Here is a 14,625-nt window from a genome sequence, read left to right as displayed (position 1 = left end):
CTCCCACACTTGAATGTATTCACAATTCAAAAGGTGGGAGCGGGCTTGCTCGCGAATGCGTCGGCCCTGGCGCCGCTTATTTAGGCCCGAGAATCTTCACCAGCTTGTCCGGCGACGGCGCGCCTTGCTGTTGCTGCAAGCCGCCCTTGTCATCCCGATAGAAAATTGCCGGCGTCGCCGACAGTTCCAGCTCTTCCATCAACTTCATATTGGCATCGAGCTTGGCTTCGATATCTGCCGGGATCTTGTCCAGCGCCTGCAATTTGCTGCCCTTGCCGGCGGCTTCGTGTGCTTCCAGGGCTTTTTGCGGGTCTTTGGCGGCCAGCAGCGCGGCGGATTTGCCTGGGCTGTCTTCGCGAATGATGCCGACCATGATGTGGCGCAATTGCACCTTGCCGGCCTTGACCCACGGGCGTGCCTGTTCCCAGAACATGTTGCAGTACGGGCAGTTGGGGTCGCTGAACAGGTAGACGATGCGCGGCGCGTTTTTGTCGCCGTCCTGGATCCAGTTGCTGTGTTCCATCTTGGCCCAGACTTCCTTGGCCATCGGCGCGTACACCAGTTTTTCCAGTGGCGCGCTGCTCAGGTCATTGCCTTGTGCGTCGTACAGGTTACCGGCCAGCACACTTTTGCCGTCGGCGGTCAGGTACAGGGCCATGCCACGGTTCTGGTATTGCGCAGCGTAGCCGGTGAGGCCGCTGGGCGCGTCGAACTTGCCGAGGATCTTGGCACCCTTGGCTTCGATCTGTTTGATCGGCGCCGGCCAGTCTTCGGCCTGGGCCAGTGTGGCCGCAAGCGTCAGCGGCAGCAGGGTCAGCAGGTGGCGGAGTCTTGGCATGTCGGTTTCCTTGTGGCAGCAGGGGCAGTGTCGAAGGGTTCCATGGCACGGGCCAGGCTGGCCTGGGACAACTCGCCCAGGTGGCTGTTGATCAGGCGCCCATCGGCTTGGTAGAACAGAGTTGTCGGCAAGGCCATCGAACCCACGGCCTGGCCGAGGCGGCCGCTGGCATCAAACAGCACGTTGTCGAGGGTCAGGCCCTGGGTGGCGAGAAAGGTGCTGACGCTTTGCATGCTTTCGGCCTGGTTGACGAACAGGAAGGTCACGTCCGGGCGCTGGTGTTGCGCGCGCTCCAGTACCGGCATTTCGCGGCGGCACGGCGGGCACCAGGTGGCCCAGAGGTTGATCACCAGCGGGCCGCCTTTGTAGTCGGCCAGTTGCACCACGTCACCATTGGCGTTGCGCAAAGTGATATCCGGCAGTTGTGCGCCCTTGTCGTAGAGGCTCAGGGACACGCTGGTCAGGCCCCAGAACACCAGCCCGGTGACCACCCCGGCACTCAGTGGCGTGCGCATGGCCGGGCGGCGCCAGCCGTAGAACACGGCGCCCAGCACCAGGGCGATCACGCCGGGCCAAGGCAGGAAGCCGCCGTCGCGCAAGTCGACCATCTGCAGTGGATCGTGGCTGTAGTCGCTCCAGTACATCAGTACAAAGCTTAAGCGTGCCACCAGCATGCCCAGCAAAAACAGGCTGAACAGCACCGATTCGGGGTTTTCACCGCCGCGCTTGGCCACGCGCCAGCCCACCAGCGTGGCGAGGATCAGCGCGCTGATCAGCAGGATGTGATTCAGGGCGATGGCGAACGTACCGATGGTCAGGGTCAGCATCAGCGCGCGTCTCGGGTTTGCGTCCAGCGTTGCAGGAAGGCGGCGGCATTCACTTCGCCGGTGATGCGTTGGGCGCGACGTTCTTCACCGTCCGGGCCGATCCACACGAAGCTCGGTGGCCCCGGCACCTTGTAGCGCCCGAGCAGCTCACGGCTGGCGGCGTTGTCGGCGGTGACGTCCAGGCGCAACAGGCGCACGTCTTTGAGGGCGTCCATCACTTGGGGTTGGCCGAAGACTTGTTTTTCCATGATTTTGCATGACACGCACCAGTCGGCGTAGTAGTCCACCAGCACCCATTGGCCCTGGGCCTTGGCGCTGTCGAGCTGGCTTTGCAGCACGGCCGGGTCGTTGATGGTCATGAAGGCGTCGTGGGCGCTGGGCGCAGCAGCCATCTTCGAGCCGCTGTAGACCTTCAACGGTTGCCACAGGTCGTCGCTGCCACCGGCCGCGCCCACTACCAGCACTGCGCCCCACAGGCCCAGCACCAGGGAACCGGCGCCGAATACCTTGGCCGCCAGGCCGTATTCGCGGGCCAGGGTCCAGCCGCAGTAGGCCATCACCAGCGCCAAGACGCCCCACAGGCCGAGCCACAGGCTTTCGCCGACTACCGGGCGAATCATCAGCACGGCGGTGCCGAGGAACAGGAAACCGAAGATGCCCTTGAGCACGTTCATCCAGGTGCCCGGCTTGGGCAGGAAACGGTTGCCCACCGTCACCAGCAGCAACAGCGGAATACCGATGCCGATACCCATGGCGAACAGGATCAAACCGCCGTGCAACGCGTTGCCGCTCTGGGCGATATACAGCAGGGCGCCCGCCAGTGGTGCAGTCATGCACGGGCCGACCAACAGGCCGGACAGCGCACCGAGAATCCCGGCGCCGACCAGGCTGCCGCCGCTTTGCTGGCGGCTGACGTTATCCAGGCGATCACGCAGGAAGGCCGGCAGTTGCAGTTCAAAGAAGCCGAACATCGGCAAGGCCAGAATCACAAACAGCGCGGCAAAACTGCCAAGGATCCACGGCGTTTGCAGCAGGGCGGCAAGGTTGCCGCCCAGCAGCGCGGCCAGTACGCCGAGCGCCGCATACACCAGCGCCATGCACACCACGTAGCTGCTGGCCAGGGCAAAACCACGACGCGGGCTGGCGCCGCTGCCCACCACCAAGCCGGCGAGGATCGGCAGCATCGGCAGCGAGCACGGGGCAAATGCCAACAGCAGGCCCAGGCCAAAGAACACCAGCAGGCTCCAGCCCAGGCTGCGCTGTTGCAGACCGCTGGCCAGGCTTTGGTCCTGGGCTTGCGCGGTGGCCGCTACGGCCGGGTTGCCGCCCAGGTCCACGGTAATCGACTGTGGCGGGTAGCACAGGCCCGCATCGGCGCAGCCCTGCCAGCCCAGCTTGACCTGCCCGGTGGCACCGGCCGGGATCTTCACTTCGAGGCCCTGGCGGTACACTTGCTGCTCGCCGAAGAACTCATCGCTGTGGGCTTCGCCTTGCGGCAGCACGGGCTTTTCGGCCAGGCCGTCGAACTTCATGCGTTGCTGGTAAAGGTAATATCCGTCGGCAATCTGCCAATACAGCTGGGTTTCGCCGCTTTCAAGACGCTCGGAGGTAAAGGTGAACGCTTTGCCCACCGGCAGGAAATCGGGTTTGGTCTCGAATGGATTGCCCGGCGCGGCCTGGGCGAACCCTGCGAATAACACCAGCAGAAAGGTAAACAGATACCGCATGGTCAAGCCTTAGTTCGATGCAAGTTAGGCACACAATGTGTGGTGTTGATTAACCGATGATTAACCGGGCGCTATTCTAAACTGAGCCTGTCGGTTTTCACGGCATAATCGGCGCTTAATCCGCCCAACCTTTAATTCCCCCATCTTTCATGAAGGGTTAACCATGCACGTACTGGTCTGTGAAGACGACGAACTGATCGCCAGCGGCATTGTGGCCGGGCTTGGCGCCCAGGGTTTTACCGTCGAGCGCGTGGCTTCGGCCGCCGCCGCACGCGCGATGCTCAAGGCCGCCACGTTCGACATCATGGTGCTCGACCTGGGCTTGCCCGATGAAGACGGCCTCAAGTTGCTGCAACAACAGCGCAGCCAGGGCCTGGAAATCCCGGTGCTGATCCTCACCGCCCGCGACTCGGTCACCAACCGTGTCGACGGCCTGCAAGCCGGTGCCGACGACTACCTGCTCAAGCCCTTCGACCTGCGTGAACTTGCCGCACGCCTGCAAACATTGCTGCGTCGGGTGGCGGGGCGCCGGGTCAACCTGATCGAACATGGCCAACTGGCCTACGACCCCAGCAGCCGCGAGACCTTCCTGGCCGGCCAGCCGGTCGACCTGTCACGTCGCGAGCAAGCCTTGTTGCAGGCCCTGTTGCATAACAAGGGCCGCGTGCTGTCCAGCGAACAACTCAAAGACAGCGTCTACGGCTTCAACGACGAACTGGAAAGCAACGCCCTCAACGTGCACATCCACCACCTGCGGCGCAAATTGGGTAACGGCATCGTCGAAACCGTGCGCGGCCTGGGTTATCGCCTGGGCACGGCGGATGGGGGAGAGGACGCGTCGTGATGAGTTTGCGCCTGCGCCTGACGTTCAAGTTGGGCGCTGCTTTTGTGCTGATCTGGGTCCTGGCTGCCGCCTGGATGCTCAACGATCTGCGCAACCAGATGATGTTTTCCCTCGACCAGCGCCTGGTGGCATCGGCGCGCATGGTGGCCGGGCTGACCGAGCAAATGCCGGGCCTGGCCAGTGTGAGCGGCGCGCCTACGCATTTGCGCACTGAACAACTCAACGTGCCAGGCGGCATGGCCTGCCAGGTCAGCTCCCTGCACGGGGAAATCCTGGCGCGCAGCCACATGACCCCCGACGAGGGCCTGGAGTCACGCAAAAGTGGCTTTCGCGACCAGATTATCGACGGTGTGGGCTGGCGCAGCTTCACCTTGTCCCGTGGCGACCTGCTGATCACCACCGCCGACCGCCAGGTGGAGCGTGAGGCGCTGAACCTGTCGATCCTGCTGGCGGCCTCGGTGCCGGTGGGCGTGGCCCTGCTGGGTTGCCTGTGCCTGTTGTGGCTGGGCATCGGCCAAAGCCTGCTGCCCCTTAACCGCATGCGCGATGCCCTGATGCGCCGCAGTGCCGATTCCCTTGAACCGCTGCAGATTCACCCGCTGCCCAGCGAATTGAAGCCGCTGCTCGACACCCAGAACCAGCTGTTGCAGCGCATCGCCAAGACCATCGAGCGCGAGCGCCGGCTCACCGGCGATGCCGCCCACGAACTGCGCAGCCCGCTGACGGCGATCAAGACCCACCTGCAAGTGGCCCGCATGACCGACGGCGCGGCCCGCGACCAGTCCCTGGCCCACGCCGAAGAAGGCGCCGACCGCTTGCATCGCACCCTGGAGCAATTGCTGCTGCTGGCGCGGGTCGAGGGCAGCCTGTCGTTTGACGATGGCTTGCAATCGAGCGCCGAACAAGTGGCGCGGCTGGCGATTCAGGATGCCAATGCCGGCGATAACCGCCGTATCGACCTGATCCTGGCGGACAACCTCACACAATCCCCGGTGGAGATGCCGGTGGCGTTGGCGGTAGCGGCCCTGCGTAACCTGTTGGATAACGCGTTGCGCCATACGCCGGGTGACACTCGCGTGGAGCTGAACGTGTTCACCAGCGCCGACACGGTGGTGTTTCGCGTGCGCGACCATGGCAAACAGATTTCTGCCGAAGACCTGCAATACCTGACCCAACGTTTCTGGCGTAATGGCAGCAGCGAGGGCTGTGGCTTGGGCCTGGCGATCGTGCAGGCCATCGTGCAGCGCTGCTCCTGCTCGCTGAAATTCGACAGCCAACCTGATGGCCTGCGGGTCGACTTGGGCATGCCGCTGCGGCGCTGAACACTTTTCTTCAAACACTAAATAGTTACCGCCAGCCTGAAATTCATACCTTCAGGATGGCGGTAATTTTTTGCGTTTGAACGGGCTGAATGACTCGGCTTGTATTGAAAAGGATGGTTCTTATGTTAGTGATCGACAGCAGTTTCCCGGCCAGGGATTTTAATCAGCGCAACGGCAAACCCGTGCGGCAGATCATCCTGCACTACACCGCAGCGCCCTTTGCAACGTCCTTGCGCACACTGACCCGAGGTGGCGTCAGTGCGCACTATTTGCTCCCTGATCCTGATGAGTGCAGTTACCGCGCTGCCGGTTATGACGAGTTGCGGGTGTTTCGCCTGGTGGACGAGGACAAGCGTGCCTGGCATGCCGGCGTTAGCCATTGGGGCGGGCGCGACAACCTCAACAGCTGTGCGATTGGTATCGAGATTATCAATCTGGCGCGGGAGGATGGCGGGGTGTTTTCCTTTCCCGAGTATGGCCCGGAGCAGGTAGATATATTGATTGCGTTGGTTCGCGACATTCTTGGGCGTTACCCGCAGGTGGGGCCTCTGGATGTGCTCGGGCATTCGGATGTGGCGTATTGGCGCAAGAGTGATCCTGGGCCTCGGTTGCCCTGGCAATGTTTGTTCGAGGCCGGGATCGGCGCCTGGTTTGATGAGGCAACACGGGCGATGTATCAGCGGCGGTTTTGCCTGGGGTTGCCGCCGGAGGTGGAGCTGGAACGGGCGTTTCAGCGGTTCGGATATAAACCGGCCTTGAATCGTCGTGAGTTTGAACTGCGCACGCGGGCGTTTCAGATGCGCTTTCGTCACCGGGATTATTGTGGGGGGTTGGATGGCGAGACGTGCGCGATTTTGTATGCGTTGAATGAGCGGTATCGAGGTATTTGATCGTTCCCACGCTCTGAGCGTGGGAATGCTGCCTGGGACGCTGCGCGTCCCGCCTTCTATCAAAAACCACAACAAGCCTAAATCCCCCCACCGCTGGTGCGTCTCCAGAACATGAAATCCGCACATACGCGGATCGCCCATTTGGTCACCCCTACCCGCGTATTGAGGGATCGAGAGATGTCAGTCGCTACCAGCCGTATCGAAGACGCACCGGTGCATGCAGGCGCAGCACCGGTTGAAACGCTCTACCACTTCGAAGAAACCCCGTTGCTGGCCCGCCAGCGCCAGCAAGAGTCCAACGCCCGCAGCTATCCTCGGCGTATCCCGCTGGCGCTCAAGCGGGCCAAGGGCATCTACGTGGAAGACGTCGAAGGCCGCAGCTTTATCGACTGCCTCGCCGGTGCAGGCACCTTGGCGCTCGGTCACAACCACCCGGTGGTGATCGCAGCCATCCAGCAGGTGCTGAGCGATGAGCTGCCATTGCACACGCTCGACCTCACTACGCCAGTCAAAGACCAATTCGTCCAGGATCTGTTTGGCCTGTTGCCGGCAACGCTTGCGCAGGAAGCGAAAATCCAGTTTTGCGGCCCCACCGGCACCGACGCGGTGGAAGCCGCGTTGAAGCTGGTGCGCACCGCCACCGGTCGCAGCACGGTGCTGTCGTTCCAGGGCGGTTATCACGGCATGAGCCAGGGCGCGCTGAGCCTGATGGGCAGCCTGGGGCCGAAAAAGCCCTTGGGCGCTCTGCTGGGTAATGGCGTGCAATTTTTGCCGTACCCCTATGACTACCGCTGCCCATTCGGCCTGGGCGGGGCCGAGGGCGTGCGGGTCAACCTGCATTACCTGGAGAACCTGCTCAACGACCCGGAAGCCGGCGTGCTGTTACCAGCGGCGGTGATTGTCGAGGTGGTACAGGGCGAGGGCGGCGTGATCCCGGCCGATCTTGACTGGTTGCGCGGCCTGCGCCGTATCACTGAACAGGCCGGTGTGGCCTTGATCGTGGATGAAATCCAGAGCGGTTTTGGCCGCACCGGCAAGATGTTTGCCTTTGAACACGCCGGCATCATCCCCGACGTTGTGGTGATGTCCAAGGCCATCGGCGGCAGCTTGCCGCTGGCGGTGGTGGTGTATCGCGACTGGCTCGACACCTGGTTGCCAGGCGCGCATGCCGGGACTTTCCGGGGTAACCAAATGGCGATGGCGGCAGGCTCGGCGGTGATGCGCTACCTCAAGGAACACGACCTGGCCGGCCACGCGGCGGCCATGGGCGAGCGCCTGGCGGAGCACCTGCGCATCCTGCAGCGCGACTTCCCGCACCTGGGCGATATTCGTGGGCGCGGGCTGATGCTGGGCGTTGAGCTGGTCGACCCCAACGGCACGCCCGATACCCAGGGCCACCCGCCGGTGCATCGCCAACTGGCGCCGCTGGTGCAGCGCGAATGCCTCAAGCGTGGCCTGATCCTCGAGCTGGGCGGCCGGCACGGCAGCGTGGTGCGTTTCCTGCCGCCGCTGGTGATCACCGCCGCTGAAGTCGACCGCGTGGCCGAGATCTTCGGGCGCGCCTTGGCGGCAGCCGTCGCCAGCCTCTAATTTTTAGCGGGCTTGGTACGTTTCTACAGATATCAGTGCTGCGCGTGGTGCGCAGCCAGTTTTTTAGCGATGGAGAACAGCAATGACCTCAGTATTTGACCGCGACGACATCCTGTTTCAGGTAGTGGTCAACCACGAAGAACAGTATTCCATCTGGCCCGACTACAAAGTGGTGCCCGAAGGCTGGCGCACCGTGGGCAAGAGCGGCATGAAGAAAGAGTGCCTGGCTTACATCGAAGAAACCTGGACTGACATGCGCCCGCTGAGCCTGCGCCAGAAGATGGATGGCGCTGCGCTGGCTGGCTGACACACTGTGGGAGATTCTATGGTTGAGGGTTGCCCCTCAACCATAGAATCTCCCACATAAAGCCTTACTGCGGTGTGTTGGTATACAGGTAATCCGTCGCCAACGACGCCAGCGTCCGCACCCCCACCACCAACGCCGACTCATCCACGAAGAACCCCGGATTATGGTTCGGCGCCGCTTTGCTCATGTCCTGGTCCCTCGGCGTCACGCCCAGAAACACAAACAACCCGGGTGCTTCCTTGGCGTAAAACGAGAAGTCCTCGGCGCCGCCCACCAGTGGGCCTTGCACCACATCATCCTTGGCCGCCCAACGCAGGCTTGGCAGCATTTTCTCGGTGAGTGCCGGGTTGTTGATGGTCGGGTCGTATTTTTCGATGATCGTGACTTCGGCCTTGGCGCCGCCGCTTTCGGCGATTTTCTCCACGGTCTGGCGCACGTCCGCGTGCAGCTTCTGGCGAATGCCGTAGTCGTAGGAGCGGATGGTGCCGCTCATGTCCACCGACTCGGGGATGATGTTGTAGCGGGTGCCGCCATTGATGGTGCCGATGCTCACCACCGACGGAAATGACGAGATGTCGGTGCGCCGACTCACCACGGTTTGCAAACCGACAATGGCCTGCGCGCCGACGGTGATCGGGTCGATGCCGTCCCACGGGCGGCCGGCGTGGGTCTGTTTGCCGAGGATCTTGATGCGCAGGTCATCGGAGCTGGCCAGGGTCGGGCCAGGGCGGTAGGCGATCTGCCCGGCGGGCACACCGGCCCAGACATGCAGGCCGAACACCGCGTCCGGTTTGGGCGCTTTCATCACGCCTTCCTGCACCATCATTTTCGCGCCCCAGGTGTTTTTGCCGTCGGGGATAAAGTCGCTCGGGCCTTCTTCGGCCGGCTGGAAATAAAACACCACGGTGCCGGGCAGGCGCTCGCGCATGCCGGTGAGGATTTTCGCGGTGCTCAGCAGGATTGCCGTGTGAGCATCGTGGCCGCAGGCGTGCATCACGTCGACTTCCTTGCCCAGGTAGGTGCCTTTGGCTTTGGAGGCGAAGGGCAGGTCGGCGACTTCCTTGACCGGCAGCGCATCCATGTCGGCGCGCAGGGCCACGGTCGGGCCGGGCAGCGCACCTTTCAAGATGGCGACGACGCCGGTGCGGGCCACGCCGGTCTTGACTTCAAGGCCCAGGTCGCGCAGTTGTTTGGCGACCAGTTCGGCGGTGCGGGTTTCGGTATTGCCCAACTCGGGGTGGGCGTGGATATCGCGGCGGGTTTCCAGCAACGCCGGTTCGAGGATTTTGGCCTGGGTGGCGATTTCTTCCCGGGCACTCTCCAGGTCATTGCCCTGGCCATTGCTGGCGGCAATCACCGCGCTGCTGGCGAGCCCGCACAGCATGCCGAAAACCCATTGGTGTGTCAGACCGTTCAAACGCATACAGACCTCTCCTTGTTTATTGTTGTTGATCTTTCTCCTGCACCGTACCGGCGGTCACCACCTGCACGCTCAGGCGCGGTGTCGCCAGGTCCAGCCCGGCTTCATCCAGATGGCGCTTGAGTGACAGGTTGAACGCCCGTGACACTTCCCACTGCTTGATCGGTGCGGTCTTGAAGCGCGCCCGCAGGATCGCGCTGCCGGACTCAAAGCTCTCAACGCCCTGAATTTCCAGCGGCGACCAGATATTGCGGCGTTGCAGTGGGTCGTTGCGCATTTTCTGGCCGACATCGCGCATCAGCTTGATGGCGTCGTCGATCTCCATGTTGAAGGGGATCGCCACCCGGAAGATCGCGTAGCCGAATTCCCGCGAGTAGTTCTTGATGCTCTTGATTTCGCTGAACGGGATGGTGTGCACGATGCCGTCGATGTCGCGCAGGCGCACGGTGCGGATGGTCAGGCCTTCGACGGTGCCGAGGTGGCCGCCGACATCCACGTAGTCATCAATCGCCAGGGAGTCTTCGATGATGATGAACAGGCCGGTGATCAAGTCGGCTACCAGCGACTGTGCGCCGAAACCGATGGCGATACCGATTACACCGGCACCGGCCAGCAGCGGTGTGACGTTCATGCCCATGTTCGCCAGGGCGACGATGGCGGCGATGATAAAAATGGTCACGAACAGCACGTTGCGGATCAGCGGCATCATGGTCTGCGCACGCGCATTGGCCAGGCCTTTGCGCGAGCGGGTGAGGGCATGATGGATCGCGGTGTCGCTGAGGATCCAGATCAGCCAGGCAAACAGCAGCGTGCCGCCCAGGCCGAACAGTTTGACGCTGACTTCATGGCCGTCACCTTCGGTGAAGCGAATCATCGACAGGCCCCACACGCGCAGGCCCAGCTCGATAAACACCAGCCACACCACCAGATGGGCCAGGGTGTAGACGAAGCTTTTCAGGCGTTCGGAGTACAGCGCGTGGCGCTTGTGCCCACGTTGCGGCTTGAGCGCATGACGGCGCACCAGCCCGTTGATCACCATGCACAACACCAGCAACACCGTGCACAGCAGCGATTGGCGCAGCGCGGTGCTGGTGTCGCCGGCCGACAGGAAGGTGGCGAACAGCGAGATACCCACCAGCAACAGCGCCGGGATGTACCAGAAGGAGCCGATAATCGAGAGCGTGTCGGTGAGGGCGCGGCGTGTGAGGCGACGTGACAGCGGCTGGTTACGGATCAGGTGAGCAATCGGGCGGCGGAAGCGCAGGATAAACACGCCGGTGGACAGCGCCGCCATCACATTGGCGACGGTCGCGGCAGTGTGCGCCAGGTGCGGGCCAAGCGCCGCAACCAGCCTTGGGTCGCTCAAGGCTTCACCGAAGGCGGCAAAACTGCCGATCCACCACAGCGGGCGAAAGGCTTGATGACGCAGGATATACAGCGCCCGGTGGCGGTGCGGGCCGTCGAGCACCGAGAAGGCAATCACGCAGATGGCCGAGAAACAGGTGCCGACCACCAGCGCATAGGCCAGCACCATCGCCAGGGATTTGCCCAGGGACGAAGGCAGCGCGTAGCTGAGGTAAACCGTGATGATCAACGCAATCATCCATGGCCCCAATTTACGCAGGGCGAAACGCACCATGTCCCAGGTACGCGGGTGTTGCGGCAGTTCTTCGGGCAGGCCGAAACGTTCACGTACGCGGTGGCTGAGCCAGATCAGCGCGGCGGCCAGCAGGCTCCACACTGCCAGGATCACCGCAAAACCGAAAATGATCGGCAGCCATTCGGTGGCCGGCAGCATCAACGCCGTGAGTTCATCCTTGGCCAGGTCGACCTCGTTGGACCAGCGTCCCAGTGGGCTGTCGGCCCCGGAAAACTGGGATTCAAGTTCGGCCAGGGTGCTGCCGATCAGGCCGAGCACGCCTTGTTCGGTCGCGGGCTGGGCTTTTTGCGTGGCTTCGCGCAGCTTCTTCAGGTCGCTCAGCAGCTGGGTGCGCTGCTGGTCGTTTTCCAGGGTCTTGATCACCTCGTCCAGCGACTGGCCCAGCGGCACATCGGCCTGGGGTTGGGTCTTGTTGGTGCTGCCCAGCAGGCCGGGCAGGCTCACGGCGTGTGCTGGCGCAAGGGGCAGCAGCGTAAGCAGGGCGATCAGAAAATAGCAGGGCAGGGCAAACAGACGGGAAAGCACGAGGCGGTCAACCTTGAAAACGACGAGTTGACCGAGTGTACGAGGCCGCTATGCCCAATGCGAGTGCATTTGTTATTCCGCGAGTTTGGCGAGGATCTTGTAAACCACAGTGCCGAGAATCAACAGCATGCCGATCCACATGCCAAACACACCCACGGGCTTGTCGCGAAAGTTGAAGCCGGTCGCGAGCAGGATCATGCCGATGATGATGGGAATGAGCATGGCGTGGAACGAAGACATGGAGATCATGGGGCGACGGCCTTGTCGGAGTGGGAATACTGACAAGTCTAGGTCGGATTATGCAAAGTTGGAGTGATATGGGTCAGGTTTATGCAAAACCAACTGTGGGAGCGCGCTTGCTCGCGAATGCGGTGTGCCAGTTACAGATGAATTGACTGACACTCCGCTTTCGCGAGCAAGCCCGCTCCCACAGTTTTGACCGCATTCAGCCCCTGATGTCAGGGCAAATCGCGGCTCGCATAAAACGCGCCCAACACCTTCACCAGGTGCGCCAGATCATGGCTGCCACACAGCTCACGGATCGAGTGCATGGCAAACGTCGGCAAGCCGATATCCACGGTGCGCACGCCCAGGTGGCTGGCGGTGATCGGGCCGATGGTCGAGCCGCAGCCCATGTCGCTGCGCACCACAAAGCTCTGCACCGGCACTTCCTGGGCCATGCACAGATGGCGGAAGAACCCGGCGGTTTCGCTGTTGGTGGCGTAGCGCTGGTTGCTGTTGACCTTGATCACCGGGCCGGCGTTGAGTTTCGGGCCATGGTTGGCGTCGTGCTTCTCGGCGTAGTTGGGGTGCACGCCGTGGGCATTGTCTGCCGAGACCAACAGTGATTTCTGAATGGTGCGTACGAATTCCTCACCTTCCGGCAGAAGACGGCGCAGGGTCTGTTCCAGCATCGGGCCATCGGCGCCGCAGGCCGAGCAGGAGCCGACTTCTTCGTGGTCGTTGCACACCAGCACGCAGGTTTCGTCGTTTTCGCTGGTGAGCAAGGCTTGCAGACCGGCGTAGCACGACAACAGGTTGTCCAGGCGCGCACCGGCGATGAAGTCGCCATTGAGGCCGATCATCGCAGCACTTTGTGTGTCGTAGAAACTCAGCTCGTAGTCGAGCACCACATCGGCGTTCAGGCCGTGCTCGCGGGCCAACTGCTCGGTGAGCACGGCGCGGAAGTCCACCCGCTCGTCACCGGCAAACTGCGCAAGGATCGGCGGCAGCTCGGTCTGGGCATTGATCGCCCAGCCTTGGTTGGCTTCACGGTTCAGGTGAATGGCCAGGTTGGGGATGATGGCAATCGGCAACTTGAAGTCGATCAGTTGGCTCTCGACCTTGCCGTCGCGGCGGAAGGTCACGCGGCCGGCCAGCGACAGGTCGCGGTCAAACCACGGCGCCAGCAGCGCGCCGCCGTAGACTTCCACACCCAACTGCCAGAAGCCCTGGCGTTGCAGCTCCGGCTGGGGCTTGACCCGCAGGCACGGGCTGTCGGTGTGGGCGCCGACCATGCGGATGCCGTCTTGCAGCGGCGAATGCTTACCGAGCTTGAAGGCGATGATCGATGAGTCGTTACGGGTGACGTAATAGCGCCCGTTGGCCTCGGTGGCCCAGGTTTCGCGCTCGTCGAGACGCTGGTAACCGGCCGCTTCCAGGCGCTGGGCGAGGGCGGCGGTGGCATGAAAAGGAGTAGGGGAGGCCTTGAGGAAGTCGATCAGGCCTTGATTCAACGCTTCGCGCATAAATAGCTCCAGACAGCAATGCGCGGAGTTTACCGTTCGATGGCGAGAACTGCACATAACAAATGTGGGAGCGGGCTTGTTGTGGCGAGGGAGCTTGCTCGCGCACGACAGCGCAGCTGCAGCCGGCTTTTTGGGGGCGCTTCGCACCCCAGCGCAAGCAAGCTTGCTCGCCACAAAAAGCCAGCTCCCACATTTGACCGTATTTTTAGCTTAGAACGGTGCAGGGCACTCAAAGCGCAGCCGCTCGCCGCTTTGCGGGTGCGTAAAGCTCAACATGCTCGCATGCAGGCACAGACGCGGCCAGGCGGCCAGGGCTTGTTCATGCGCGTACAAACCATCACCGAGCAGCGGATGGCCGATCGACAGCATGTGCACCCGTAACTGGTGCGAACGCCCGGTGATCGGCGTGAGCTCCACGCGGCACCAGTCGCCACAACGTTCCAGCACCCTCCAGAAGGTCAGCGCATGCTTACCGAATTCATGGTCGACCACATGGCGGGGTTTGGTCGGCGGGTCGTAGCGCAAGGGCAGGTCGACGCTGCCGCTGTCCAGTTCCGGCTGGCCCCAGGCCAAGGCGGTGTAGGCTTTCTCGGTTTCGCGGTCGTGAAACTGGCGCGACAGTTCGCGGTGACTGTCGGCGTCCCGTGCGAGCAGGATGATGCCTGAGGTTTCCCAGTCCAGGCGATGCACGATGCGGGCCTCGGGGTAGCCGTTTTCCTGCAGACGGGTGATCAGGCAGTCTTTGTTGTCATCGGCGCGGCCAGGCACCGAGAGCAGCAGGGTCGGCTTGTTCACCACCAGGACGGCGGCGTCCTGATGCAGGATATGAATAGTGGACAGCGGCATTAAACAGCCTCGTAACAAACGCCAACGGCGGCTCGGCCACCCGGTTCCCAAACGGGATCAAGGTGATCGAGCCGCCGTGGC

General features: G+C 62.5%; 13 protein-coding genes. 5 read left to right on the top strand and 8 right to left on the bottom strand.

What is annotated here, in order from left to right:
- Nucleotides 1–76: 76 nt before the first annotated feature.
- Genes dsbG through dsbD form a run of 3 tightly spaced genes read right to left on the bottom strand, consistent with a single transcriptional unit; the run spans nt 77 to nt 3,392 of the window.
- Nucleotides 77–838: a thiol:disulfide interchange protein DsbG gene (dsbG, locus tag PSH96_RS20125; protein ID WP_065911508.1), complete on the bottom strand. Its 762-nt coding sequence runs from the start codon at nt 836–838 to the stop codon at nt 77–79.
- Nucleotides 814–1,665 carry a TlpA disulfide reductase family protein gene (locus tag PSH96_RS20120; protein WP_305454590.1) on the bottom strand — a complete coding sequence of 284 codons (852 nt, stop codon included), beginning with the start codon at nt 1,663–1,665 and terminating at the stop codon, nt 814–816. Before PSH96_RS20120 ends, dsbG begins: the two co-directional genes overlap by 25 nt.
- Nucleotides 1,665–3,392 carry a protein-disulfide reductase DsbD gene (gene dsbD, locus PSH96_RS20115; protein ID WP_305454588.1) on the bottom strand — a complete coding sequence of 576 codons (1,728 nt, stop codon included), beginning with the start codon at nt 3,390–3,392 and terminating at the stop codon, nt 1,665–1,667. The genes PSH96_RS20120 and dsbD overlap by 1 nt, the downstream gene beginning before the upstream one ends.
- A 163-nt stretch (nt 3,393–3,555) precedes the next feature.
- On the opposite strand from dsbD, the gene PSH96_RS20110 reads away from it, so the two are divergent.
- The 5 genes from PSH96_RS20110 to PSH96_RS20090 all read left to right on the top strand — a co-directional run bounded on the left by PSH96_RS20110 (nt 3,556) and on the right by PSH96_RS20090 (nt 8,345).
- Nucleotides 3,556–4,236 carry a response regulator transcription factor gene (locus PSH96_RS20110; protein ID WP_017134987.1) on the top strand — a complete coding sequence of 227 codons (681 nt, stop codon included), beginning with the start codon at nt 3,556–3,558 and terminating at the stop codon, nt 4,234–4,236.
- On the top strand, nt 4,236–5,558 hold the full coding sequence (locus PSH96_RS20105; RefSeq protein ID WP_305454586.1) for an ATP-binding protein: 1,323 nt from the start codon (nt 4,236–4,238) through the stop codon (nt 5,556–5,558). The genes PSH96_RS20110 and PSH96_RS20105 overlap by 1 nt, the downstream gene beginning before the upstream one ends.
- A 122-nt stretch (nt 5,559–5,680) precedes the next feature.
- A complete protein-coding gene (locus PSH96_RS20100) occupies nt 5,681–6,448 on the top strand; it encodes an N-acetylmuramoyl-L-alanine amidase (RefSeq protein WP_305454583.1) in 768 nt (255 codons plus the stop codon).
- 177 nt (nt 6,449–6,625) lie between these two features.
- Nucleotides 6,626–8,038 carry an aspartate aminotransferase family protein gene (locus tag PSH96_RS20095; RefSeq protein WP_305454581.1) on the top strand — a complete coding sequence of 471 codons (1,413 nt, stop codon included), beginning with the start codon at nt 6,626–6,628 and terminating at the stop codon, nt 8,036–8,038.
- 82 nt (nt 8,039–8,120) lie between these two features.
- Nucleotides 8,121–8,345, top strand: a complete 225-nt coding sequence (locus tag PSH96_RS20090) for an MbtH family protein (RefSeq protein WP_305454579.1) — start codon at nt 8,121–8,123, stop codon at nt 8,343–8,345.
- A 64-nt stretch (nt 8,346–8,409) separates the two neighbouring features.
- On the opposite strand, the gene PSH96_RS20085 is transcribed toward PSH96_RS20090, so the two are convergent.
- From PSH96_RS20085 to PSH96_RS20065, 5 genes are all read right to left on the bottom strand, one after another.
- On the bottom strand, nt 8,410–9,768 hold the full coding sequence (locus tag PSH96_RS20085) for an amidohydrolase (RefSeq protein ID WP_305454577.1): 1,359 nt from the start codon (nt 9,766–9,768) through the stop codon (nt 8,410–8,412).
- A 16-nt stretch (nt 9,769–9,784) separates the two neighbouring features.
- On the bottom strand, nt 9,785–11,950 hold the full coding sequence (locus PSH96_RS20080) for a mechanosensitive ion channel family protein (protein ID WP_305454575.1): 2,166 nt from the start codon (nt 11,948–11,950) through the stop codon (nt 9,785–9,787).
- Between the two features lie 72 nt (nt 11,951–12,022).
- Complete coding sequence (locus PSH96_RS20075; protein WP_164488409.1) at nt 12,023–12,199, bottom strand: hypothetical protein; 177 nt, start codon at nt 12,197–12,199, stop codon at nt 12,023–12,025.
- Nucleotides 12,200–12,408: 209 nt separating this feature from the next.
- Nucleotides 12,409–13,698, bottom strand: a complete 1,290-nt coding sequence (locus PSH96_RS20070; RefSeq protein WP_305454572.1) for a M18 family aminopeptidase — start codon at nt 13,696–13,698, stop codon at nt 12,409–12,411.
- A 210-nt stretch (nt 13,699–13,908) separates the two neighbouring features.
- Complete coding sequence (locus PSH96_RS20065; RefSeq protein WP_305454570.1) at nt 13,909–14,544, bottom strand: RluA family pseudouridine synthase; 636 nt, start codon at nt 14,542–14,544, stop codon at nt 13,909–13,911.
- Between the last annotated feature and the right edge of the window lie 81 nt (nt 14,545–14,625).

The organism is Pseudomonas sp. FP2338 (genome assembly GCF_030687515.1).
Lineage (GTDB): Bacteria > Pseudomonadota > Gammaproteobacteria > Pseudomonadales > Pseudomonadaceae > Aquipseudomonas > Aquipseudomonas salomonii.
The sequence above is the reverse complement of the archived record's forward strand: the minus strand, read 5'-3'. Positions and strand labels throughout refer to the sequence as shown.

Excerpts from the sequence above, each read along its gene's own strand:
- PSH96_RS20105 (WP_305454586.1), top strand. The coding sequence starts at position 4,236 with ATGAGTTTGCGCCTGCGCCTGACGTTCAAGTTGGGCGCTGCTTTTGTG.
- PSH96_RS20110 (WP_017134987.1), top strand. The coding sequence starts at position 3,556 with ATGCACGTACTGGTCTGTGAAGACGACGAACTGATCGCCAGCGGCATT.
- PSH96_RS20070 (WP_305454572.1), bottom strand. The coding sequence starts at position 13,698 with ATGCGCGAAGCGTTGAATCAAGGCCTGATCGACTTCCTCAAGGCCTCC.
- PSH96_RS20090 (WP_305454579.1), top strand. The coding sequence starts at position 8,121 with ATGACCTCAGTATTTGACCGCGACGACATCCTGTTTCAGGTAGTGGTC.
- dsbD (WP_305454588.1), bottom strand. The coding sequence starts at position 3,392 with ATGCGGTATCTGTTTACCTTTCTGCTGGTGTTATTCGCAGGGTTCGCC.
- PSH96_RS20120 (WP_305454590.1), bottom strand. The coding sequence starts at position 1,665 with ATGCTGACCCTGACCATCGGTACGTTCGCCATCGCCCTGAATCACATC.
- PSH96_RS20065 (WP_305454570.1), bottom strand. The coding sequence starts at position 14,544 with ATGCCGCTGTCCACTATTCATATCCTGCATCAGGACGCCGCCGTCCTG.
- PSH96_RS20075 (WP_164488409.1), bottom strand. The coding sequence starts at position 12,199 with ATGATCTCCATGTCTTCGTTCCACGCCATGCTCATTCCCATCATCATC.
- PSH96_RS20095 (WP_305454581.1), top strand. The coding sequence starts at position 6,626 with ATGTCAGTCGCTACCAGCCGTATCGAAGACGCACCGGTGCATGCAGGC.
- PSH96_RS20085 (WP_305454577.1), bottom strand. The coding sequence starts at position 9,768 with ATGCGTTTGAACGGTCTGACACACCAATGGGTTTTCGGCATGCTGTGC.
- dsbG (WP_065911508.1), bottom strand. The coding sequence starts at position 838 with ATGCCAAGACTCCGCCACCTGCTGACCCTGCTGCCGCTGACGCTTGCG.
- PSH96_RS20100 (WP_305454583.1), top strand. The coding sequence starts at position 5,681 with ATGTTAGTGATCGACAGCAGTTTCCCGGCCAGGGATTTTAATCAGCGC.